The organism is Pirellulales bacterium (assembly GCA_019694455.1).
Lineage (GTDB): Bacteria > Planctomycetota > Planctomycetia > Pirellulales > JAEUIK01 > JAIBBY01.
This window is the reverse complement of sequence record JAIBBY010000018.1, coordinates 40,398-62,150: the sequence shown is the minus strand read 5'-3', so window position 1 is coordinate 62,150 and position 21,753 is coordinate 40,398. Positions and strand designations below refer to the sequence as shown.

The window sequence follows — 21,753 nt, the reverse complement described above, 5'->3', positions numbered from 1 at the left end:
ATCTATTACGATCGTGGCGCTATCCAACCCGATGGCTGCGATAGCGGCTGGGCCGTGGCCGACTATTACCCGCCTGGTTCACCGGGCCAGATCAATAGCTGCTCCCTCTATCTGGCCGAATGGTCGCTGAACCAGGAAACCTACCGTCGCACGCGACTCGTCAGCGATGGCCTGCCGGTCGTGCCGTTCGTGGCATTGGGCGGCGGGCAGCGCCGGCGCGGCGCCAGTTGGGCCGAGTTCACGCCCGGCGGCCCCGACCTGGAAACCGCCTGGGCGATGGGACTGGAGATCAATCACCCTTGGGCGGCCCGCCGCGAGCGGGCGCAAAAATTCCCCGTCTCGGCCGCGCCACTGGTCGTCTTTTGGCCCGCCGCTTTTGATCCCAATTTCCCCAACTGGGGCGAGCAGTTCTTGGCGTATTGCCTGGGCGCGGCGGCGCAAGAACTACCGAAGGTAATTACTGGCAGCCACGACCCTACGACGAGCAGCAGCCAGCTTGCAGGCTCGGGGACCGGAATTGCGGCGCTGCCAGGGGAAAAGTTGTCGGCCCAAATGGTGTAGTCGGCGCCGTCGATGAGCAGGTCGCAGTTGAAGTCGCCGCCGGCGAAGCCGCCGAGTTGGTGAAAGCCGTCCGCCCAGGCGGTGTAGTCTGCGCCATCGACCACGCCATTCATGTCGGCGTCGCCGGCGCAGAGGCTCGCCACGCCAAAGGCGTATTGCTGGCTCAGCCAGTCGTAGCCGGGGGTAATGCCATTGACTTTTTGGCCGCCGTACAGGTGAACGTAGCCCGGCGTCAGGCCGTCGTCGGAATACCAGCTTTGCCAGCCGGGCTGCTGTTGGATCGCGTGGTAATTGTCCAGAAACAGCCAACCGCGCTCGGCGGCCTGCGTTTGCAGCCAGGGGTTGTAGAGCGTGCGCACCCGCTCATCGGCCAGCGCGTAGCGCGCGTCGTTGGGATTGGTCAGCACTGGCAGATTCGCGCCGACGATCACTTGCGCGCCAGCGGTCTGGAAGGCGTCGAATTCCGCCCCGATGAGAGTCTGAAACGCCGCAAATTGATCGGGTTCCAAGAACGAGTCGTTGACGCCCAACTGAAAAAGCACCACGCCAGCGCCGGAGTTCAGGGCGTCGGCGCCAAAATCGTGCGCGTGCGGTGGGTCGGCGTGAATATCAGTCGCCTGCCCGGTATAGATCGGCGCGGACGCGCCGCCGGAGGCGAATCGCAGCGCCTGGGCGGGCAGGCCAAAGCGATTGAACTGATACTGTAAAATCGCGCCATAGGCGCTGGTTTGCGAGTCGCCTGTAGCGGCAACAATGCCGGCTTGGCATGTTGTCGCCGTCAACCACGCCGCGCAAGTCGCGACGCACAAAATAGCCCGCTCCATTCGATGCCGCCTTGATTCAGCGGCACGCACTGCCCAGTGCAAACAACCAATCTAATTGGTGGCTAGTTGGCCAGCAAGTCTCGCAATTCGGAGATCTGTTCTTCCGTGAGTGGCCGTAATTGCGGCACGGTATTCGACGCGCCTAGAGCCGTCTGGTAAGTCTTTGTGCCAACGCACTGCCATACGTCGTCGCGACCCGTTAGCGGCATCATATCGCCATCACTCACGCCCGCCGCGTCAACGCCTGACAGGTAGACTAGACGCCGCTCGCGAAATGGCTCACTGTCAGGTTGCGTATGAATCTCTGCCAATAGCTGGCGATCGTCGATTACCTGCACTACCTGCGCTCGACTGCCGAAGCGACCCGCCTGACCTGCCTCCAGTGGCTCGCGCAGGCACGGCACCAATTTTCGCTTGCCGACCTGTGCGGCGGCGATTTCCTTTTCGATCACGTCTACTTCGGCCGCGAATAGTCGCACGGCATTGAGCCGATCTCCGCGCGATCGAAACACGATTTTCGACTCTGCCAGGTCGGGAATGAAATGCGCGGTCTGAATCGTGGTGTCGATCTTGCCTTTCTTGCAACGGGCGAGCGAACCGCGCGCGCTGGCCAGGTCTTGTTTGGCGAGCGCCAATAGCTCGGCATGTTGGGCTGTGGCGTCGGCGCGCAGGCGATCGACATTGACCGCCGGCCGCTCTTGAGCCGATAGGCTAGCTGCTGTCAGGCAGCCAATCGCGCACGCGACACAAGCGATCCTGGCGAACATGGCAAGGCCCTCTCTGGCTCGGCGGTTGAGTTAGCCGTCGCCATTCTATCCGCGCGTTCGCGCGACGCCAGAAAAAGCGAAGTAGGGCCGCTGGGATTCGAACCCAGAACCGACGGATTATGAGTCCGGCGCTCTAACCGATTGAGCTACGGCCCCTCTGTTTTGTCGTGTCTCTGATTGCCTCTGCTTGTCTCCGTTTGTCTACTCTGTCTACTGAAAGCAGCCTATTTCGCCACACACTGCCGACAATTCGCGCATCGCGCTAGCTGCGTTTTATCGCTGTTTCTCGGCATTTTCGCACATAGCCTATTGCCTGTTAAGTCTATTATGAGTCCCCTGCTCTAACCGCTGAGCTACGGGCCCGAACTTGAGTCTGCAAACGCTCCGCTCAAGTCTCGGACATGCGTCCTGGGGAGGTGTTTGCCTCTGTAAGCGTAGCCGCGCGCGATGGCAGGCAATAGGGGCGCACATGAGGCGACTATGCCGGCATGCCGCATCCGCTGGCCGGCGTCGATCATGGCAAGGCGGGACATCGCAAACTATCGCCAGCGGTCAAATTTTGCTAAAAGATGGCATGGCCGAAGAAATTCATTGGAATCAGCGTTACGCAACGGGCGACACGCCGTGGGACACGGGCCTGCCATCGCCGCAACTGATGCTTGTGCTCAAGGAGCAGGGAATCGCGCCGTGCCGGGCACTTGAGATTGGCTGCGGCGCCGGCACTAATTGCGTCTGGCTCGCCCAGCAAGGTTTTGATGTCACCGGCCTCGACTTGGCGCCTTTGGCGATCGAGCGTGCCCGCGAGGCGGCCAAGGTGGCGGGCGTGAAGGTCGATTTTCGCGTGGCCGATATCCTGGCGCCTCTTGAGGTAAAGCCGCCGGCCAAGTTCTTCTTCGATCGCGGCTGTTACCACGCCGTGCGGCGCGGCAATCCAGACGCCTACGCCCCGGCGGTCCACCGCCTGCTGGCCGATGGCGCCATGGGCTTGGTGCTGGCTGGGAAACCCCGTCCTGCCGGCGAACCCGGTCCGCCGACAGTCACCGAAGAAGAAATTCGCAGCGAGCTGGGCAGCTTGTTCGAGATTGTCGAACTGCGCGAGTTTCGCTTTGTGGCGATCCTTGATACCGAGGTGACCTTCTTGGGCTGGTCTTGCCTGTTGCGCAAGCGCGGGTAATCGCGGATCAACGCCAGCCCAGGCTACGGCAAGCGAGCGCGGCGGCCACGGTGGCCATCAGCGCCAACAGTCCGGTGGCCGGCTCGGGGATCGGCATGGCGGCGGCCGACGCGGGGGTGAAGCTGTCGGCCCACAGCGTGTAGTCGGCGCCGTCGACCTTGCCATCCTGATTGAAATCTCCCTCGGTGAACTCGCCAGACTGGCCGAAGTGGTCTGCCCAAATGGTGTAGTCGGCGCCGTTGGCGACGCCGTCGAGATTGGCGTCTCCCTCCAGCGCGCGCAGGGCGGACATGATCTGATTGCCGCCCCCCACGGTTGCTTCCCACACGATGTGGTTGCCAGAGATGCGCGGCAAGGTGTCGTTGTAGTTGTTGTTGGTGAGCGGCACGGCGGCGGCGCCATCCCAGAAATAGATTTCGTCGTCGTTGCCGTCGAAGTGCTGCCACACGACAAAGTCGCCGTCGATCCGCGGAAACTGATTGCGAATCCCGCTGGAAATGGGCGCCACGACGCCATCCTTGTATTGATAAATCTGAAAATCGTTGAAGACACCCCCCCACCAAACCACCGTCTCGCCCGAAACTTGCGGGTCGAAGTCAGGGAACGCGTTGTCGCTGAGATTGGTGGGGGTGTTGGGATTGGCGCCGTCGTATTGATAGATTTCGCGATCGTTGGTCGTGCCCGCCTTGAAACCTTCCCAAACCACGCGTGTGTCGGACGCCTGCGGATCTTCGAGCGCGTACTGACTGGCTTGGATTGGCGTGGTCGTCGCGCCGTCGTAGAGCATGATTTGATTATTCGGCGTCGAGTCGCTCACCCAGACCACGCGCGAGCCAGCGATGGAAGGCTGCCCGTCATACACCGTGTTGCTGGTCAAGTGCGATCCGGGCGAGCGCCCAATCTCTTTGGCCGCGCCGGCATCGCGTTCCCACACCACCGTGCCGCCAGAAATCCGCGCTCCCTCGTCGCGGATAGAGTCGTTGGTCACTCGCGTGGTCGTGGCGCCGTCGAAGTAAAAAATTTCGCGGTTCGTCGCGGCCGTGCCGTCGGGCATGCCCCACCAGGCGACATGCGTTCCGGAGATCTCGGGATCGCTATCCAGGTAGTTGTTGGTGGTGAGTTGCGTGGTCGTCTCGCCGTTGTGAAAGAAGATTTCGCGTTTGCTCGAACCGGTTCCTCCCACATTACCCCACCAGACGACGTTGGCGCCCGAGACGCGAGGCGCGTAATAGCCGGCGGTTCCGCTGGTGAATTGATCGACCAGAAACGTGTAGGTCGCCGCATGGAGCGGCTCGGACGCCGTCAGCGTCAACACAATGGCCAGCACTGCAAATCGCATACGTTGACCCCGGATGCAAGCAGATTCGAGAGTGCGCCGATTGTGAATGGCAATGGCCACGGTAGCAAGCAGATTGCGGCGCCAACATTTTCAGCCGCAATCCGCCGCGAAAACGTGTCGGTCTAGGTCGCTTGCGCCGGGCCCGGTATGATGACGCCGGCTGCCGGGCCACTTGTCCCCTGCGGCGGCCGCTCTCTGTCACATATCTTTCGATCCAATCAAGACGATGCCCGAATTTCGCATTGAACACGACTCGATGGGCGAGGTGCGCGTGCCCGCCCAGGCCTATTACGGCGCGCAAACGATGCGCGCGGTGGAGAATTTTCCGATCTCGGGCTGGCCCTTGCCCCCCGATCTGATTCACGCGCTGGGGTTGGTGAAGTTGGCCGCCGGCATCGCCAATCGCGATCTTGGCAAGCTGACCAAGTCGGGCAAGAACCGCCTGAACGACGCGCAGGTTGAGGCCCTGCTCAGCGCCTGCCGCGAGGTCGTCGCCGGCAAGCTGGACGATCAGTTTCCGATCGACGTGTTTCAAACCGGATCGGGCACCTCGAGCAACATGAACGCCAACGAGGTGATCGCCAACCGCGCCATCGAACTGATGAAAGGGGACCGGCTGGCGGACGCCAAGCCGATTCATCCCAACGACCATGTGAACATGGGTCAAAGCACCAACGACATGTTCCCCACGGCGATTCATGTGGCGGTGGCGCTGTCGATTCAAAACAAGTTGATTCCGGCGCTAGAGCGGTTTCAGAAGTCGCTTGCCCGCAAGGCCGCCGAGTGGGACAAGATCATCAAGATTGGCCGCACCCATCTGGCCGACGCCACTCCGCTGCGGTTGGGACAGGAAATTGGTGGGCTGGCGCGGCAACTTGAGTTGAGCGTTGGCCGCGCGCGGCGCGCGATCGAGGCGATCCTCGAACTGCCAGCCGGCGGCACCGCCGTCGGCACCGGCATCAACACGCATCCCGAGTTTGGCGGCCGCGTGGCGGCGGCGCTGGCCAAGGAAACCGGCGTGCCGTTTGTGGAAGCGGCCGACCACTTCGAGGCCAACGCCCAACGCGACGGACTGGTGGAGTGCCACGGTCAGTTGCGCGCCATCGCCGTCACGCTCTTCAACCTGTCGAACAATCTCCGCTGGCTGGGCTCGGGCCCGCGCTGCGGATTCTATGAGGTCAAGCTGCCCGACCGGCAGCCGGGCAGTTCGATCATGCCGGGCAAGGTCAATCCGGTGATGAGCGAGAGCATGATGCAGGTGGCGGCGCGAGTGATGGGCAACGACCAGACCGTGGCGCTCAGCGGCGCGGCGGGGGGGCAGTTTCAGCTCAATATCATGATGCCGGTCATGGGGCACGCGACGCTCGAAAGCGTGAACCTGCTGGCCAGTTCGGCCAACGCGTATGTCGAGTTCTGCGCCGACGACATGGAGGCCAATCCCGAGGCCTGCGAGGCCAGTGTGGAAAAAAGCCTGTCGATGGTCACCAGCCTCAATCCGCTCATCGGTTACGAACGAGCGGCGCAATTGGCGAAAGAGGCGTTCAAGTCGGGCAAGACCATTCGCCAGCTCTGCGCGGAAAAGGGAGAGATCGAACCGACGGAGCTGAACAAGGCGCTCGATCCCTGGAGCATGACCGAACCGCACGCCTGATCTGGCCGCGCAAATCAACAGCTCGAGTTCGAAGGAGTGACGACGAGATGACAAGCCGAACGCAACTTGGGCGTCTACTAGGAGCGCTTTGTTTTGCGGCAGTGATGGCGGGCATGGCGGCCGGCCAGGACGAGCCCACCGCACCCTTCCCCGCCGGCCCGGCGGCGATCGACGAAGCCCTGACGCCCGCCGACGAGCAGCCGCAGGAGCCAGCGCCCGACGCGGCGGATGCGGCGGGCGACGCAGCGCCGGAGGATGGCGCAGCAACGACCGCTGAACAAGATGCCGCGACACCGCCCGCTGGCGATGAGGCGCCCGCCGACGAGGCCGCGCCATTGGATCAACCGGCGTCCGAGGCCGAAGCGCCGGCGACTCCGGAAGCCCGCCTGCAACAGGCCTATGAACTGAGCAAGACCGCCAAAACCGCCGCGGAGTTGACGCGGATGATCGAGCTGTGCGATTCGGCGCTGGCAGCAAATCTCGAAGGGCAGTTTGCTCGCTACGGCAAACAACTCATCAGTTGGGCGCACAACGAGCGCGGCGAGGTGCTGGCCGAGCAGGGGCGCGGCGAGGAAGCGCTGGCCGATTTCGAAAAATCGCTCCAATACGACTCCACGCGCTGGAAGGCGCTGCACAACCGAGCCATCTCCTATGCGCTGGCCGGGCTGTACGATCAGTCGCTGGCCGATTTCGACGCCACGATCAAGCTCAAGCCCAACTACGCCAACGCCTATTTCAACCGTGGCGAGTTGCTCTACGATCGCGGCGAGTATCAACAGGCCGTAGAGGATTACAGCCGCGCCATTCGGTTGGCGCCGCGCGACAGCGAGGCCTACAACAGCCGCGGTCATGCCTGGTACAAGCAAGGGAACTTCGATCGGGCCGTCGCCGATTACAATCGCGCGCTGCAACTTGAGCCCGAGAACGCAGCCGCCTATGTCAATCGCGGCGACACCTACGCCGACCGCGGGCAATATGGCCAGGCGGCGAGCGATTATCGGGCGGCGATTCGCATCAATCCCAACTTGGGCCGAGCCTACCAGAGCACGGCCTGGCTGATGGCCACCTGCCCTGACGAGCGCTTTCGCCATCGCGAACATGCTGTGACCGCGGCGAAGAAGGCGCTGGAACTGGACGGCGAAAACTATCGTTATCTCGACACCCTGGCCGCGGCGTACGCCAATGCGGGCGACTACGCCACGGCGGCCCAGACGGTGACCAGCGCCATCCAGCAGGCCCCGCCCGACACGGCCGAGGTCTATCAGACGCGGCTCGGCGAATATGAGGCCAATCGACCGTGGCGCGAGGCGCGCGGCGGCAGCCGGCGGTCGACCGTGGCCCAATCGCGGCGGGCAAATGCCGGCCGATAGCCGTGTTGCTTGACTCACGCTATCATCGCAATAACATTGAGTACCAACGGTTTAGGCCATCTCCCCTGGCGCACGCGCGCTGTGGGAGCGACCTGAACTTCGATTGGCGATCGATCAACCGCGACATGGCATCGAGACAAGGAAGAGGCGGATGACAGTCCACCGAGCATTGGCAGTCAGCGAGGTTGGCGACGTGACGGTCGTCCGCTTTGTCGAGCGCAAGATATTGGACGAGGCCAGCATTCAGGGCCTGGGGCAAGAGCTCTTCAATCTGGTGGAGGACGAAAACCGCAGCAAGCTGCTGCTCAACTTCTCCACCGTCGAGTTTCTTTCTAGCGCAGCGCTGGGCAAGTTGATCACGCTCGACAAGAAGGTGAAGGCGCACGGCGGCAAGTTGAAGTTCTCCAACATTCGGCCGGAGATCTATGAGGTCTTCGCCATCACCAAATTGAACAAGCTGTTTGACATCAAAGAGGACGAGGCGGACGCGCTGGCCGCCTTTTGACGTTGCGTAGGACCATCGCGCTGCGGCGCGCCAACCGGAACCGACCGTCCATCCCTTTCGCGTGACCATGACCCAACCCCACTGGACCTGGCTGCGAGAACAGGTCATTCCTAGCGATTCGGAAGCGGGACAACGCCTCATCGAGGAGTTGCTCGAAGAGTTACAAGCCCACGGGTGGGATGCGCAAGAGGTCTTCAGCGTGCGACTGGCCATGGACGAGGCGCTGGCCAACGCCATTCGGCACGGCAACTGTCGCGACGCCAACAAAGAGGTGCGGGTCTGCTGCCGGCTCTCCGCCGATCGGTTGCAGATCGAAGTCGCCGACGAGGGGCCCGGATTCGATCCCGGCCAGGTGCCCGATTGCACCCATCCCGAAAATCTGGAACGCCCCTGCGGCCGGGGCATCATGCTCATGCGCTGCTTCATGTCGCATGTGGAATACAACGCCCAAGGCAACGCCGTCGTCATGGAAAAGCGGCGCTGCGGCGGCGAAAAAGTTCCGGACGAATCGTAGCGATCTGGCCGCCGACCGCATCCGCCAGGATCGGCGGGCGAAAACCTCTTGGCTTTTGGAAAATCGACTTAAACCATGCTGGCCGAGCTTGGGCGACGCATTTTTGGTTACGACGGCGCGCCCGGCGGAACGCGAGCGCTGCGCCTGCGCCAGTGGTATCGCCAGTGGGAGTCGTGGTACGCCACCCGCGTGCGCTATCAGTTGCTGGGCGCGGGGCCGGGCGTTCGCATCTCGAAGGGCACCCGCATTTTGCCGCGGGCGGTGTCGATCGGCGCCTACACCTTCGTGGGCGAAGGCTGCTGGATCATGACCCAGGCGCGGATCGGCAACTACTGCATGCTGGCGTCGCATGTGGGCATTGTGGGGGGAGACCATCGCTTTGATGTCGTCGGCGCGCCGAGCATCCGCGCGGGGCGCGACGAGCAAAAGCCCGTCGTCATCGAAGACGACGTGTGGCTGGGCTATGGCGCCATTGTGATGCACGGCGTGCGCATTGGCGAGGGAGCGATTGTGGCCGCCGGCGCGCTGGTGACGCGCGACGTGGAGCCGTATACGATCGTCGGCAGTCCGCCTGCCCGCGAGATTCGCAAGCGCTTTCTCGACCCCGCCGACATCGAGCGTCATCGCCAGGCGCTGGCGGCTTTGCGCGACAAGGAACTGTGAGCCTGCGGACCGTGCTGGGGCGATCACCCGTACGAGGAGAGTTCGGCCCGCCAAGCGATTTCTAGTAGGTCGCGGCGATCGGCGTGCCAAGGAATGGGCCTATCCAATGGAAGATGACTCGCGCCGCCGTCTGGCCGCGCAGATGATCAACTCTCCCATGCCGAGGTTACGGGCCAGTGGCAGCCCGATGGACGCGCTCGATTCCAAGACGTCGAAGTGACGCCCCAATAATTCTACGGCCTGCGACCGTCGATAAAGGCGCTGCTGAAGTCGGCAAGTCTCAGTTTGGCTAGGCAACCAGCGTGCGACATTCTGTGCCACGCCAAACCGGTTGGGCAGCGTAATCAGCAGCAGCCCGCCGGGTCGCATCCAACCAGCGAATTGCCGCAGCAGTTCGGCATCCGCTTTGACATACTCGATGACACTCGAGCACAGCACGAGGTCGAATGCGCTCCCCTCCAGCTTATCCAATTCCTTGACACGCGTATTTGCCAGGTGGGCTAGTCTCTGACTGGCCATGGCGCGCATTTCGGCCGATGCGTCCACCGCGACAACATTGTCGGAGATTTCCGCCAATAGCGGTGTTAAGTTGCCGGCCCCACAGCCGAAATCGAGAGCGGACAAAGACCAGCCTGCATAGCGCCGCAGCAGTTCGGCAAAACGCTCTCGCCGCTGCCGAAACTTTCGCGAATCTCGATACTGCAAGTGATAATCGGCCGAAAGCCGATCAAAATACTCGCTAACTGGCGCTGAGCTGAGTTGGGCGGCTGATTGCCCCGGTGTTGCCATTGCAAGTTCGTCGGTCATGAGTCCAGCGCTTAAGAGTTTTGAATCGGGAGGCCAAGACAGGCGGCGTATCCGTTTCCGAATTCGCTAAAAAGACATCCCGATCCCTCGCACGAACACGCCACCACGTGTGAGGGTACCAATGGGAACAAAATGTTGCCAGCGGTCCGCAACGAAGTTGCGTCCGCACACACCCGTGAAGTGGGACGGGGAACCGGGCCATTGACCAAGAATCGCAACGGCCGTGATGCCAGATGGGTCGATGGCCTTCGGCATTGACACGACACCCCGATCGATCTGGCCGGCGAACGGTCCGTGGTGTTTTTGACGCCGCTTACCGATTGGGCCGCCTTATGGCGCTGACATCACAAGTCGGCCGAATCGACAACTTGCCATGCAGTCGAGTTCGTCAAGCATTGTGACGATGCGCCCCCTCAACTTGTCCTTCGCAATAATCTGCGCCGCCGCAAGGCATATCCTGTGGCTAGCGATACCAACGCCATTGCAGTGGTGGCAACTGTCGCCGGTTCTGGGACTGCCGAAGCAGGGTGCGTCAACATCCGAGAATCGTAGATATAAATCTTGGAGCGATGCTGTTCGGCCAGGCGGTACAGGTCCGGATCATGCATTCCGACCGCGGCCACCACCATCACTTGCCAGTAATACAAATCGTCGTCGCGCGGAAACTCGTTGCCTGGCTCGAAGTACGGCCACTCCAATTCGCCGGTGAAGTACGGCAACATAAATTGGACTGCGGATTGCAAGCTGGCGCCGTCGGGCGTTACGTGATTCCAAACATCCAAGTCTGGAAAATAGTTCGTAGCCATCTGCGCCAAGTCGAACACCACGCCGAGATGGTAACGATGGTACAGAAAATTGTTGGCGCGACCCATTTCGAAGATTTGTTCGCCGTTGGCCGCGAACTGGCCGGGCATGCGTTGATCAAGATAGTATTGAATTGCCTCATGCGCCTTGCCCAGATCGCCGCTGTACAAATTCAAGATTGCCTTGTTGACATCGAAGTTGGTGCCGTGATTGGCGGGATCTTCGAACTGCGCCTGCCCCTCGTCGCTGTTGTCGATGAAGGTGGCGAAGTCGTGGGCCCATTGTTGCAGCGCCGTCTTGTCGCTCGCGCTCCAGTTGGGCGACATCTCCAAGATGCCGGCGGAGTCAAATATGGTCCGCATTGTGTTGCGAAAACCGGCCGTATCGAACGATTTGTCGGAGATGCCGGGAATGATCAGCCCGTACTTCTGCACGGGATTCATGCGCGTGGCTGGATCGAGAAACCAGGTTCTCAAGTCACGCGCCAGGGCGGTGGAGTAGCGCTCGTCGCCGGTCATGTAGTACGCCAATCCCAAGCTTTCGGCGGCCTGGGAGAACTGGCCCAGCGATCGCAAGTCGCCATCGTTGGCGGGATTGATGTAGCCATCTCGCGCAATCCAAGGCAATCCATCGGGAGTATCGGGGTTGGGCCACCAATAACTGCCATAGCTCAAGTAATCATGTGGATCGCCGCTCGGCGGCATCAGTCCGTCGTCCAGCACCGACCAGGGTCCCCAGTTCATCACCGTATTCGCTCGGCCGATCAAGGCGTTGACGGTCGCCACCGTTTTGGCGTCGCCGGCCTGGTATTGAGCCTTGCTTTGATCCAGGTAGTCAAGATTGATGATGAACGTGCGTGCCGCGCCACCGGCTTCCGCCCAGGCGCGCACTGGCGCAGCGCAAGCCAAGCAGACAACGACGCACGCGACAATGACACGGCGCATGAACATGTTGGACCCCCAGTTTCAAAGTTTTGTGAATCAAATCGTCGCCAAAGTTGGCGCCGTCAACTTTCTCGCCACCATCGGCGAGAAAGACGGCGCACAATGCCGTTTCCAGTGCGCAAATCGCGCAGCGTGCCGCGAGACTGCCGACACTCTCTTCAAGCGAGCAAGCGCAGCATAGCGCGTCGAGAGAACCCGCAATTGCAAGAAGACTTGGCTTGCAAGGCGAAAACGAATGCGACTGCCCATGCGGAAGCTGCCCTAAGCGATACCCAACCGACTGGCGGCAACGGCGACCGACAGGCCACCGCCCGGAAAGGTTCTACCCCTACATAATACAAACAAATCAACACAATCTGCTACAATATTTTAACAGAATTAATAGTATTCTCGATTGCCGCATATCTCGCCATCGCCGAGCCGCATTTCACCGCTTGAGAACGCCTTGCAATCCCATGCAATTCATCTGGCGCACGGCCGCTGCAGTTTGTGCCCCCAGCGGGTTGCAGAGTCCTGCTTTGGCGCCTATCTGAATTTCGCTCTGGGCGCTCTCCGGTCCGTTGGCATGCGCTGCTGACCATCTCTTGATAATGGAACAAGCTTGGGCGGCCAGCAGAACTTGCAATTTGATCGCTTGATCTGTGAGGAACCGCGCAACAGCCGCCGATGATCCCGCGAGAATGGCATCGGACTCAAGGCAGTAGCGCGGTATCACCGCCCGCGCCGATTAGCCGCCTCGGGATTGGAGCGCGGCAAGATCGCCTCGCCGATTACCCCTTGGATTGGGGGTAGAGCGCGGGGCACGCGAGGACTAGACAACCCTATCGATCGCGCGCTTCCAAACTTGTTCGCCAGTACGCCAATGGCCAAACCCAATTTGTCTTGGTCGCCGCATCGCCGCCAAACTGACCGAACCCAATTGGTTGCCCCGTCTCACCATGACGCGCTCTCTTTCTTGACTTCCGCGCCGTGGACCACTATTCGTCTATTTTGAAAACTTTCTCTGCTGCTCTCCGGCGCGGACCAATCTCGCGGGCCGCGCTGAACCGATAAAGCTTGCCACATCGACGGGCGTTCGCTCGTTGTAGGTCGACGTCAATATTCCACTTCTGCTACCAGTTAACACCTCCGTGCTAGCTGCGCACTGGCAGCATGCGCACGGGCTGTCGCTATGGCAGCGATTCAACCTCTTCTCGCACCAAGACGGTCGTAAGGTGGTCCGCAAATGCTCAAGCATCCGGCGCGCGCTACAGCGCCGCTTTCGTCTGGCAAGAAACCACTTCGCAAACTGCTGATCGAGCCCCTGGAGGATCGGCGCGTCTTTAATATAGACGTCGGCAATCTGGCTCACTTTGCGCCAGAAGCGCTGCAGGGCGCGGCCTCGCCAACCGCCCTGGTATCGCAACTTGCGGCGCCGGCGGCTGAGGCGGACTTCGCCCCGCTGGCCGCCACCACGCCGCAAATGACCGGCTTGGACGATGGTCTGTCATCGCAAGCGGTGTTGAACTACCTGGTGAGCAAAGGGCTGACCACGCATAACTCGGCGACGTCGCTGGTCGGATCGTTATCCTTCGACCGCGCATTTTTGTCGCTGGGGAGCGACGAATTGCTGGTGGCGCTATTGAACGGCGGGCTGATTCGCGGCTACGACGAGTTGGCGACGCTCAAGGCGGCCCTGCCCGGACGCGGAGTGAATCTGGCCAACCTGCGCCCCGACGGCGTATTGACCGCGCTGGCCACCGCGCGCAATGGATCGCTCTTGGGCACGGCCGATGCGGAGTTGGACGCCGTCGGCGCCAAGGCGGCGATGTCGTTCCTGTTCGCCGTCAATCCGTACCCCATGCTCGACGCGTTCACCACCCGCGAACTGTTGGGGCTGTTCGACGATTCGATCGCGCCCGCGGCGGGCGTCACCGTTGACCGCTTTCATGCCGCTGCAACGCAACCCTCGTCAGCCGACAATATCACCACCATGTATCAATTGTGGCTGCGCGACACGACGGGCAACACGAACACGCCCACGCCGCAAGCCGCGATCCAGGCCACTAACGCCATGCCGCAGGGAGAGCGAAACATCCACCTCGCGGACTATCTGGCGTTCGATGGCTTTGGAACGACGGAGCATTTGCCCTATGGCTATATCGATCCCATCACGGCGAGCGGCGCGGCAAGCGATTTCTTCACGATTTGGATGGACCGCTGGGAGCAGCTTGCCAAGTCGCGCGTGCAGAACTTCTTCACGCAGTACAAGAACCTGGGGGGCAAGCTCGACTACCTGATTATGGACGTGGAAGACGTCAGCTTGTCGTATTGGGGGGTGCAAACCTTTGATCGACGGGTCAATCCGCAAGTTTCCGCGGCGCGGAATGTGTGGCAGGCGATTCAGGCCGATCCGCGCTGGAACGCCGTCAAGACCGAACTGAAGGCGGCGGGCCTGACCGATAACGACCTGGCGCTGGCCAACATCACAAACTGGGACCCCAACGGCAAGGAAGTCGCGATCTGGAATGGCGTAATGGAGGCGCGGTTCGCCGGATATCTGAATCGCGCCGTCTTTGAACCACTGAAGGCGCTGTTTCCCGACGTGAAGGTGGCCAACTACGGCAGCTACTTGCGCAGCGCCACCCTGCCCGCGGCCGAATATTACGTGTTTGGTGAAAGTTCCGACACGATTGGCGCGCTCATCGGCAATCAGCAGGCCAAGGAACTATACGGTTATCACACGGCGGTCTACACCCAGGATGGCGCCCAGCAGCCGGACCTGCCATTTGACCTGCGCATCAAAAAGATCCTGGCCGTCCAGAACATGGACGGCTACGGCAAGCCGGGCACAAGCTGCCTAGCCACGCTGCAACTTTTCGAACCTGTGCGCGGCCTCAAGGCGGGAGACACCATTTACGTCGAGAATCGTGGCCAGAACTGGATCGATCCGCAATACACCGGCAAATGGAAGGTCTATTCCATCTCGGCCGACGGCCTGACGGTCAAGTATCTGTTCACGATCAACAGTCCAACCTCCGTGCCGATTGCATACGATTTGTCGCCCCGGAACGAAGTCTTTCAAACCGCGTTTCTCGAGATCTGGCGACCCTACAACGCGTTCGTCGCCGACATGAAACTGGTGCGCACGCAGGTGGCCACCAGCACGGTTCCGCTTTTGCCTTGGATCTCGGATCGCGACTGGCTGCTCAACGAAGAGGGCAAGGACTACACCTATCACGCGGAGTCACTGTTTCATACGGCGCTCGCCGGCGCCGAGGACTTCCTGTGGTGGAAGTCGACCTTTGAGGACGCGCCCGCCAATACGGCCTACTTGAGCAAGGCGCTCAAGGAGCTCGATCCGCTGGTGGGCTTCTCCGATCGCAAGACAATCACCTACACCGCGGCCGATTGGAGCGACGGCTACGTGCTGACGGGCATGGAGTCGTTTGGTCGCCGCGTCTACCGCCTCACTCCCGACCCCGCCTTGCCGATATCCAATCGCTCCAGCGGCGCCAATGTGATCTTTCAGATTGGATCGAAGACGGTCACCATACCCAACGCGGCTGTCTACACCCCCAGCAGTCCCACGTCGACGCTGGGTTACTGGATCGTGCAATACTCAGGCGTTTCGCAACTCAAGGGCTCCATCGATCAGATCATGAGCCAAATTGCGCAGGATGCCCAACCTCGTATTGTCGGTTCGGTCGAGGGCGTCAGTGGACAACCGATGACGTTCAGCATTCAACTGAACTCCGCGCTCTTTCCGCCGTCGACGTCATTGACCTTCGACATCGACTGGAATGGTGACGGCGCCGCCGATCAAACCCTGGTTGGCGCCAACGGCATGCAATTCACCGGCACCTACGCCAGTTCCGGGGTGTATAACGTCAACGTTAGCGTTTCGATTCAAGACAGAAATCAATCGCTCAATGGTTCTGGCGGCGCTGCGCTGCCCGGCGCCGCGGGCTTGGGGACCGCCAGCGCGCTGCTGCGGGTCTCCAACCCCAACTCGAAGCTTTCCTTGCGCGCGGGGACCGATCCCAGTCTCACCAATTTGGTCTACCTGGGCGACTCGGACAACGATCTGCTGATCATCAATGAGTTGGCCCCTGGGCGGATTGACGCCCTTTGGATCAACGACCAAGGCAAAATCGTCCAGGAGTCGTTCTCCAGCGTCACCGGCAAGTTGGTGGCAATCGGCGGCGATGGGAACGACACATTTTTCGCCGGCGGAGATGGCTCGTCCCTGCCGGTCGCCTTCTATGGCGACAATGGAAACGACGTTCTGCTCGGTGGCGGTGGCGGCGATTACATCGAAGGCGGAGCGGGCGACGACACCATTTGGACCTTCCATGGCGTCAATGTCGTCATCGCTGGTGAAGGAAACGATCTGGTGTTGGGAGGAAGTGACAACGACATCATCAATGGCAACGATGGCCGCGATCTGATCGTGGGCGACCGTGGGACCGACACCATCTCTGGCGATGCCGGAGAAGATCTGCTCATCGGCGGCCTGACCAGCTACTCGACCAACTTCAATGCCCTGATGGCTGTCATGGCCGAGTGGACATCCGCACGTAGCTATGCGACACGGCTGGCCAATATTTCCGGGAATGGCACGGGGCCCCGACTGAATGGCGACTCTTACTTGATCAAGGGCCAGACCGTCCAGGACGACAACGCGGTAGACTCTCTGCTCGGCGGCAGCGAGTACGATTGGTTCGTCTACACCCCAGCCGAAGTGCCTGCCGACCGTGTCGGCAGCGAATCTGCCATAGTTCTATAAGACGTTGTGTGCACACGACTTGCGACACGCCCGTCGACCTGCGGCGAGTCCTAGGTACCCGTTGCCAATAGCCCCCCGGCCGTCGATCCCACAAAAATTTCGAAAAAAGACTTGCATCCGTCCCCAGGGTGGTTAAAGTCTACGGAAGCAGTGAGCTGGTCCGACCGGCCCACTATCGATTGAAACGCAAACGGTGCTGCTAATGTCGTTGTAGAAAGTTGATCGCCCAGGCGTGGTGAGCCATTGGCTCCCATCAAACGCCGGCCAACTTTCTTGTGGCGCCTGTCTCTTGCGTCGCCCTAGCCGGCCAAGATCGCGTTTTCTTTTCGCGCTCTTCCACGCTTCGACGTTCGCTCCTCAACGGTTCGGTACGTACTGATCGATCCGCGTTGAGTTCTTGCAGGCGCTGCTTCAAGCACCTCGGTTGTCATCAGCCCGCCATCGAGCTGGCTGCTTTCCTACACACAGTTTGATTTGGCAGCGAAGAAGCACACTCAACCTAGAAAAGAACGTCATGCTGAAAAAACTCCTGCTCTCGAACATCGCCTTCGTCCTGACGCTGATCGCCGTGGCCGCTCCGGCCCGTGCCGCCATTCTGCACGACCTCATCGACCAGAACCTCTCGCTCTCGGTTGGCGGCCTGGTCTTTGATCAGTTCACCTACCTCGGCGCCGGCGACATGCCTGCCGACACCCATGTGAACGTCAACGCCTACACCGATGGCGCTGGCAACTCGGGCATCGTCATCCAAGGCGCCTTCCTCGATTTCCTCGGCGGCGGCGGATCGGACGCGCTGTTGACCTTCCGCGTCAGCACGGTCAATCCTAAGAACACAATCAACGCCGCTCGGATGACCGGCAACCCGTCGGTCGTGGCCGGCACCGGCATCATGAGCGTCACCGAGACCTTCTTGCCCGATTATCCGAACGCCAAGCTGGAAATCTACGACGTCAATCCCGGCTCGGACAAGAAGATCGATTCGACGCTGCTCCTGCCCGGCCAAAACGTGCTGCATGTGCAGAAGGACATTCTGGCCTTCGCGGGCACCGGCGTGCCGACCCTGTCGTTCATCACGCAGACCTTCCATGTCGTCCCCGAGCCGAGCACCATCACGATGCTGGGCCTCGGCGTGGTCGGCTTGGCGATGCTGGTCCGGAAGCGCGGCCGCTAGTCCGCGAGCGACTTCCTGACTGCCAAATCTCAAAGCGAAGCGTTCCCACCGGGGCGCTTCGCTTTTTTTGTTGCGCTGAGTTGAAGAAGTCAGCGATTGGGAGTGGGCGCGTCGTTCGGCGCGGATTGGGCCGCGATCTTCAGCGCCTTGGCGTTGATGACGCTGGTGTATTCTTGCCATGCCGCCGACGTCTGCTCGCCGGTGGCTCGCCAGATGGTGAAGTGGCAGGTGGGGGCGCCCGCGGGAATGGTGGTGTCAAACCGCACGTCAAAGCCGTGATCTGCCGCAAATTCTTGCGCCGCGTCGATCATCCCCTGCACAAAGTACCGCTGCACGCGACAATCGAGCGCCTGATAGTGATCCTGGTGCGGGCACCAAAGAATATCGAAGCTCACCTGTTGGTCGCTGTCGACTCGCGGCGCTTCCAGCGAGGCGTAAATAATGCGGTTGATCACCGTGGCGTAAAAACTGATCCACTCGGCGATCGACATGTCGTCGGGCCGCTTCGCGCCGGCGAGTATCTGCCGACCAATGTCGAGGCCGACATCGCGTAGGGTCTGCTGCACCACCTCTTGCCCCTCGCGGCCAAAGCGGCGCTCAATCGCCTTGAGCACGCCGATCACCGCCATCGCCTGCATGGTCCCCCATTGCCAGAGCGTGGCGGGGTCGAAATCGGTCTTGGCCAGCACCTCGTCGCGCAAGCGGGCCAAACCCTTGGCATACGGCTGATTGAACTCGAACTTTTGCCAATTCGGCTCGGGGCGATGTTGCCAATGGGCCATGAGCGGCTCCCGCGAGAATGTGAGGAAATGAAGCGCTGGTCACGGCATTGTCGCGCATCGGATCGGCGGAAGGCAAATCTACCCGCCGTCGCCGCGCCTACTCTCCGGCGGCGGCAATTGATAGGCTAGCCTGCATTACTTGGCTGCACGCGATTTGCTCACGATATGAAGCTCAAAGCCGCCGACATTCTGGGCCCCGCGGGGCGCATTGCCGCCCGCTTGTCGGCGTATGAAGAGCGTCCGCAGCAACTGGCCATGGCCGAGGCGGTGACCCAGGCAATCCACGACCAGCGGCATCTGGTGGTCGAGGCGGGGACCGGTGTCGGCAAGAGCTTCGCCTATCTGGTCCCGGTCATTCTGGCCACGGCGCAAGACAGTGACAGCGAGCGGCCGCTGCGGGCGGTCATCTCGACCCACACCATCAGCCTGCAAGAACAATTGCTCAGCAAGGATTTGCCGCTGCTCAACGCGGTGATACCGCTGGAGTTCACCGCCGTGCTGGTCAAGGGACGCGGCAACTACCTCAGCCGGCGACGGCTGCAAAACACATTGGCTCGGGCAGGAGGCATGTTTCGCGACGAGCGCGAATTCAACGAACTGCGCGAGATCGGCCAGTGGGCCAAACGCACCGCCGATGGTTCGCTGGCCGATCTCGAATTTCGTCCCCTGCCGAGCGTCTGGGACGAAGTGGCCAGCGATCACGGCAATTGCATGGGCCGGCAATGCCCTACACACGCCGAATGCTTTTACTACCAGGCGCGGCGCCGCATGCAGCACGCGCAAATCCTGATCGTCAACCACGCCCTGTTTTTCAGCGACCTGTCGCTGCGGCGCGAGGGCGCCAGCATCCTGCCCGACTACGACATCGTGGTCTTCGACGAGGCCCACACCCTGGAGCACGTGGCCAGCGATCACCTGGGCATGAACGTCTCGTCGAGCCAGGTGCAGTTCACGCTCAACAAGCTATACAACGACCGGACGCAGCGCGGCCTGTTGGTGCATCATCGGCTGGTCGATCTGCAACAAGAAGTCGACAACGTTCGCTTTCAGGCGGATCAGTTCTTCGAATTGACGCGCGGCTGGCTGGAAGAACATGGCCGGTCCAACGGCCGGGTGAAGGAAAAGCGCATCGTCTCGACAGCGCTGCCAGAGCAGCTTGAGCGCCTGGCGCAGATGGTCAAACGCGCCGGCGACAAGGTGGGCGAGGCGGAGCAGCGGCAAGACTTTCTCGCCGCCTCCGATCGACTGGCGTCACTGGGCGGTGAGGTGGGCGCTTGGCTCAAGCAAAACGCGGACGAGAGCGTGTATTGGATCGAGGCCACCAGCGGGCGCTACCCGCGCACTTCGCTATCGGCGGCGCCGCTCGATGTGGGGCCGGTGCTGCGCGAGCAGCTTTTCAACCGCGTGCCGACGGTCATCATGACCAGCGCCACCCTGGCGGTGGGGCGGCCGCCGTCGTTCGAATTCTTCAAGCGACGCGTCGGCCTCACCCAGACGAACGAACTGCGCCTCGGCAGCCCCTTCGACTATCCATCGCAGGCCGAGTTGATCTTGCTCGACGGCATGCCAGACCCCTCGGCCGACGCTGCGGGCTACGAGCGCAAGGCAATCGCCATGATTCGGCGCTATGTCGAGCGCACCGAAGGGCGGGCATTCGTGCTGTTCACCAGTTACGAGCTATTGCGCCGCGCGGCGAGCGAACTGGCGCCGTGGCTCATGCGGCAAAACATCGCGCTGTTTTCGCAGGGAGACAACTTGCCGCGCACCCAATTGTTGGATCGCTTCAAAGAGAGCCGCCGCGCGGTCTTGTTCGGCACCGACAGCTTTTGGCAGGGGGTCGACGTGCCGGGCGACGCGCTGGTGAACGTGATCATCACCAAGTTGCCGTTCAGCGTGCCCGACCGGCCGCTTTTGGAAGCCCGACTGGAGTCGATCCGCGCTCGCGGCGGCAGCCCCTTTTCGGAGTATCAACTGCCGGAGGCGGCCATCAAGCTGATGCAAGGGTTTGGCCGATTGATTCGCACCAAGAGCGACCGTGGCATCGTCGTGATCTTAGACCCGCGCGTGCGCACCAAGCCGTATGGCCGAGTGTTCTTGGACTCGCTGCCCGACTGCCGGCGCACGATCGAGTCGGCAGACTAGCGCTCTGTCAACGCTTGATATTTGGGTTCCACGACAATGACAGAGCACTAACGTATTGGCTTGCCGCCGAACCACGTTCGTGTTCGGCGGTCGTGCCTGGTCAAACCTGATTCTCAGGTTCAACCAAGGCACTAGCTAAAGAAGTTTTCGCCTTCCCAGTTCATGGGGGGTCGAGTTTGCACGTCCATGTCGCCGTTCACACGGGTGCGGCAAGAGAGCCGCATCTGGTCTTCGTGGCCGATGAAGGCCATCGACACCTTCAGCCGCAACTTTTCCCACCAGCCCATGGGGCTCGCGTTTTCGCGTCCCTTGAGGATCAGTACGCGGCACGCGCCGCAGTGGCCAAAACCGTGGCAATTGGCGATCTTGTGGATGCCGGGGTACACCTGCACCCCCGCCTGCATGGCCGCCTGGCGCAGGTTGGCGCCCTCGGGCACTTGAACCTGCTTCTTGTCGTTGACGAAATTGATGACCGGCATGGTGGTCTGCTTGGCCTCGCGAGCTGGAAATCGGGTAGCACATCACCCCCTGCCGCGTGGGGCCGCGGGCAGGGCGGAAACCCAAATTCTAGCGAAGCCGCGGCGACCGTTCTAGGCGAGCAAAGGGGGATAGGATGGCTGAATCCTCACCCGCCACGTTCATTGGTACTCGGCGGTGACGCCCAGGTAGGCCAAGCCGCCGGCAAAGATCAATAGCAACAGAAAGTCTGAGATCAAAGTCACCCAAAACGCGCGTTTCTGCAATACGGTTTGCATGTGCGTTCCCGCAACGACGAAGACGAGCGCTGCAAATCCGCCTATAACCGCCATACCAAGTATGACACCAAAGCCGCCTTGTCCGTCGCCGGGATACGGGTTTCCCCAGCGCATATGTGAAATGGGCATCGCATAGACGACAGCCACGGCCATCAACAACCGCGCGGCCAAGAGGCAGATTTCACGAATCCAATATTTCCAGCGCATGCTGC

The 21,753-nt window shown here is 61.3% G+C and carries 17 protein-coding genes and 1 tRNA gene; 9 read left to right on the top strand and 9 right to left on the bottom strand.

Annotation, left to right across the window (positions count from 1 at the left end):
• Positions 1-293: 293 nt before the first annotated feature.
• The 3 genes from K1X71_09495 to K1X71_09485 all read right to left on the bottom strand — a co-directional run bounded on the left by K1X71_09495 (position 294) and on the right by K1X71_09485 (position 2,308).
• Positions 294-1,370 carry an SGNH/GDSL hydrolase family protein gene (locus K1X71_09495; protein ID MBX7073367.1) on the bottom strand — a complete coding sequence of 359 codons (1,077 nt, stop codon included), beginning with the start codon at positions 1,368-1,370 and terminating at the stop codon, positions 294-296.
• 77 nt (positions 1,371-1,447) lie between these two features.
• Positions 1,448-2,152: a hypothetical protein gene (locus K1X71_09490; protein ID MBX7073366.1), complete on the bottom strand. Its 705-nt coding sequence runs from the start codon at positions 2,150-2,152 to the stop codon at positions 1,448-1,450.
• 82 nt (positions 2,153-2,234) lie between these two features.
• Positions 2,235-2,308: transfer RNA gene (locus K1X71_09485), tRNA-Ile, on the bottom strand.
• 418 nt (positions 2,309-2,726) lie between these two features.
• On the opposite strand from K1X71_09485, the gene K1X71_09480 reads away from it, so the two are divergent.
• Positions 2,727-3,326 carry a methyltransferase domain-containing protein gene (locus K1X71_09480; protein ID MBX7073365.1) on the top strand — a complete coding sequence of 200 codons (600 nt, stop codon included), beginning with the start codon at positions 2,727-2,729 and terminating at the stop codon, positions 3,324-3,326.
• A 7-nt stretch (positions 3,327-3,333) separates the two neighbouring features.
• On the opposite strand, the gene K1X71_09475 is transcribed toward K1X71_09480, so the two are convergent.
• Positions 3,334-4,665 (bottom strand): dockerin type I repeat-containing protein, encoded by a 1,332-nt coding sequence (locus K1X71_09475; protein MBX7073364.1) that lies wholly within the window; start codon positions 4,663-4,665, stop codon positions 3,334-3,336.
• A gap of 226 nt (positions 4,666-4,891) precedes the next feature.
• Between K1X71_09475 and K1X71_09470 the strand changes: the two genes are divergently transcribed.
• The 5 genes from K1X71_09470 (at position 4,892) to K1X71_09450 (ending at position 9,368) form a co-directional block, all read left to right on the top strand.
• Positions 4,892-6,316, top strand: coding sequence for a class II fumarate hydratase (locus tag K1X71_09470; protein MBX7073363.1), 1,425 nt, complete (start codon positions 4,892-4,894; stop codon positions 6,314-6,316).
• 47 nt (positions 6,317-6,363) lie between these two features.
• Complete coding sequence (locus K1X71_09465) at positions 6,364-7,686, top strand: tetratricopeptide repeat protein (GenBank protein MBX7073362.1); 1,323 nt, start codon at positions 6,364-6,366, stop codon at positions 7,684-7,686.
• Between the two features lie 193 nt (positions 7,687-7,879).
• Complete coding sequence (locus tag K1X71_09460; protein MBX7073361.1) at positions 7,880-8,191, top strand: STAS domain-containing protein; 312 nt, start codon at positions 7,880-7,882, stop codon at positions 8,189-8,191.
• A gap of 67 nt (positions 8,192-8,258) precedes the next feature.
• Entirely contained in the window at positions 8,259-8,705 is a 447-nt protein-coding gene (locus tag K1X71_09455) for an ATP-binding protein (GenBank protein ID MBX7073360.1), read from the top strand.
• A gap of 306 nt (positions 8,706-9,011) precedes the next feature.
• Positions 9,012-9,368: a hypothetical protein gene (locus K1X71_09450; GenBank protein MBX7073359.1), complete on the top strand. Its 357-nt coding sequence runs from the start codon at positions 9,012-9,014 to the stop codon at positions 9,366-9,368.
• 99 nt (positions 9,369-9,467) lie between these two features.
• On the opposite strand, the gene K1X71_09445 is transcribed toward K1X71_09450, so the two are convergent.
• Together K1X71_09445 and K1X71_09440 are read right to left on the bottom strand one after the other, a co-directional pair.
• A complete protein-coding gene (locus K1X71_09445; protein MBX7073358.1) occupies positions 9,468-10,175 on the bottom strand; it encodes a class I SAM-dependent methyltransferase in 708 nt (235 codons plus the stop codon).
• A gap of 413 nt (positions 10,176-10,588) precedes the next feature.
• Entirely contained in the window at positions 10,589-11,929 is a 1,341-nt protein-coding gene (locus K1X71_09440; GenBank protein ID MBX7073357.1) for an alginate lyase family protein, read from the bottom strand.
• 1,219 nt (positions 11,930-13,148) lie between these two features.
• Here K1X71_09440 and K1X71_09435 point away from each other — a divergent pair.
• A complete protein-coding gene (locus K1X71_09435) occupies positions 13,149-16,691 on the top strand; it encodes a calcium-binding protein (protein MBX7073356.1) in 3,543 nt (1,180 codons plus the stop codon).
• A gap of 514 nt (positions 16,692-17,205) precedes the next feature.
• Complete coding sequence (locus K1X71_09430; GenBank protein MBX7073355.1) at positions 17,206-17,862, top strand: PEP-CTERM sorting domain-containing protein; 657 nt, start codon at positions 17,206-17,208, stop codon at positions 17,860-17,862.
• Positions 17,863-17,951: 89 nt separating this feature from the next.
• On the opposite strand, the gene K1X71_09425 is transcribed toward K1X71_09430, so the two are convergent.
• The gene (locus tag K1X71_09425; protein ID MBX7073354.1) at positions 17,952-18,644 is read right to left on the bottom strand and encodes an L-2-amino-thiazoline-4-carboxylic acid hydrolase; all 693 of its coding nucleotides are present in this window, start codon (positions 18,642-18,644) and stop codon (positions 17,952-17,954) included.
• A gap of 255 nt (positions 18,645-18,899) precedes the next feature.
• Here K1X71_09425 and K1X71_09420 point away from each other — a divergent pair, with 255 nt between their 5' ends.
• On the top strand, positions 18,900-20,786 hold the full coding sequence (locus tag K1X71_09420; GenBank protein ID MBX7073353.1) for a DEAD/DEAH box helicase: 1,887 nt from the start codon (positions 18,900-18,902) through the stop codon (positions 20,784-20,786).
• Between the two features lie 131 nt (positions 20,787-20,917).
• Here K1X71_09420 and K1X71_09415 read toward each other — a convergent pair whose 3' ends face one another.
• Entirely contained in the window at positions 20,918-21,265 is a 348-nt protein-coding gene (locus K1X71_09415; GenBank protein MBX7073352.1) for a (2Fe-2S)-binding protein, read from the bottom strand.
• A 159-nt stretch (positions 21,266-21,424) separates the two neighbouring features.
• A complete protein-coding gene (locus K1X71_09410; GenBank protein MBX7073351.1) occupies positions 21,425-21,748 on the bottom strand; it encodes a hypothetical protein in 324 nt (107 codons plus the stop codon).
• Positions 21,749-21,753: the final 5 nt, after the last annotated feature.

What these genes read in the sequence shown, in the direction of transcription:
- K1X71_09410 (MBX7073351.1), bottom strand. Translation starts at nt 21,748, where the DNA reads ATGCGCTGGAAATATTGGATTCGTGAAATCTGCCTCTTGGCCGCGCGG.
- K1X71_09475 (MBX7073364.1), bottom strand. Translation starts at nt 4,665, where the DNA reads ATGCGATTTGCAGTGCTGGCCATTGTGTTGACGCTGACGGCGTCCGAG.
- K1X71_09470 (MBX7073363.1), top strand. Translation starts at nt 4,892, where the DNA reads ATGCCCGAATTTCGCATTGAACACGACTCGATGGGCGAGGTGCGCGTG.
- K1X71_09430 (MBX7073355.1), top strand. Translation starts at nt 17,206, where the DNA reads ATGCTGAAAAAACTCCTGCTCTCGAACATCGCCTTCGTCCTGACGCTG.
- K1X71_09425 (MBX7073354.1), bottom strand. Translation starts at nt 18,644, where the DNA reads ATGGCCCATTGGCAACATCGCCCCGAGCCGAATTGGCAAAAGTTCGAG.
- K1X71_09490 (MBX7073366.1), bottom strand. Translation starts at nt 2,152, where the DNA reads ATGTTCGCCAGGATCGCTTGTGTCGCGTGCGCGATTGGCTGCCTGACA.
- K1X71_09440 (MBX7073357.1), bottom strand. Translation starts at nt 11,929, where the DNA reads ATGTTCATGCGCCGTGTCATTGTCGCGTGCGTCGTTGTCTGCTTGGCT.
- K1X71_09445 (MBX7073358.1), bottom strand. Translation starts at nt 10,175, where the DNA reads ATGACCGACGAACTTGCAATGGCAACACCGGGGCAATCAGCCGCCCAA.
- K1X71_09415 (MBX7073352.1), bottom strand. Translation starts at nt 21,265, where the DNA reads ATGCCGGTCATCAATTTCGTCAACGACAAGAAGCAGGTTCAAGTGCCC.
- K1X71_09480 (MBX7073365.1), top strand. Translation starts at nt 2,727, where the DNA reads ATGGCCGAAGAAATTCATTGGAATCAGCGTTACGCAACGGGCGACACG.
- K1X71_09450 (MBX7073359.1), top strand. Translation starts at nt 9,012, where the DNA reads ATGACCCAGGCGCGGATCGGCAACTACTGCATGCTGGCGTCGCATGTG.
- K1X71_09420 (MBX7073353.1), top strand. Translation starts at nt 18,900, where the DNA reads ATGGCCGAGGCGGTGACCCAGGCAATCCACGACCAGCGGCATCTGGTG.
- K1X71_09435 (MBX7073356.1), top strand. Translation starts at nt 13,149, where the DNA reads ATGCTCAAGCATCCGGCGCGCGCTACAGCGCCGCTTTCGTCTGGCAAG.
- K1X71_09465 (MBX7073362.1), top strand. Translation starts at nt 6,364, where the DNA reads ATGACAAGCCGAACGCAACTTGGGCGTCTACTAGGAGCGCTTTGTTTT.
- K1X71_09455 (MBX7073360.1), top strand. Translation starts at nt 8,259, where the DNA reads ATGACCCAACCCCACTGGACCTGGCTGCGAGAACAGGTCATTCCTAGC.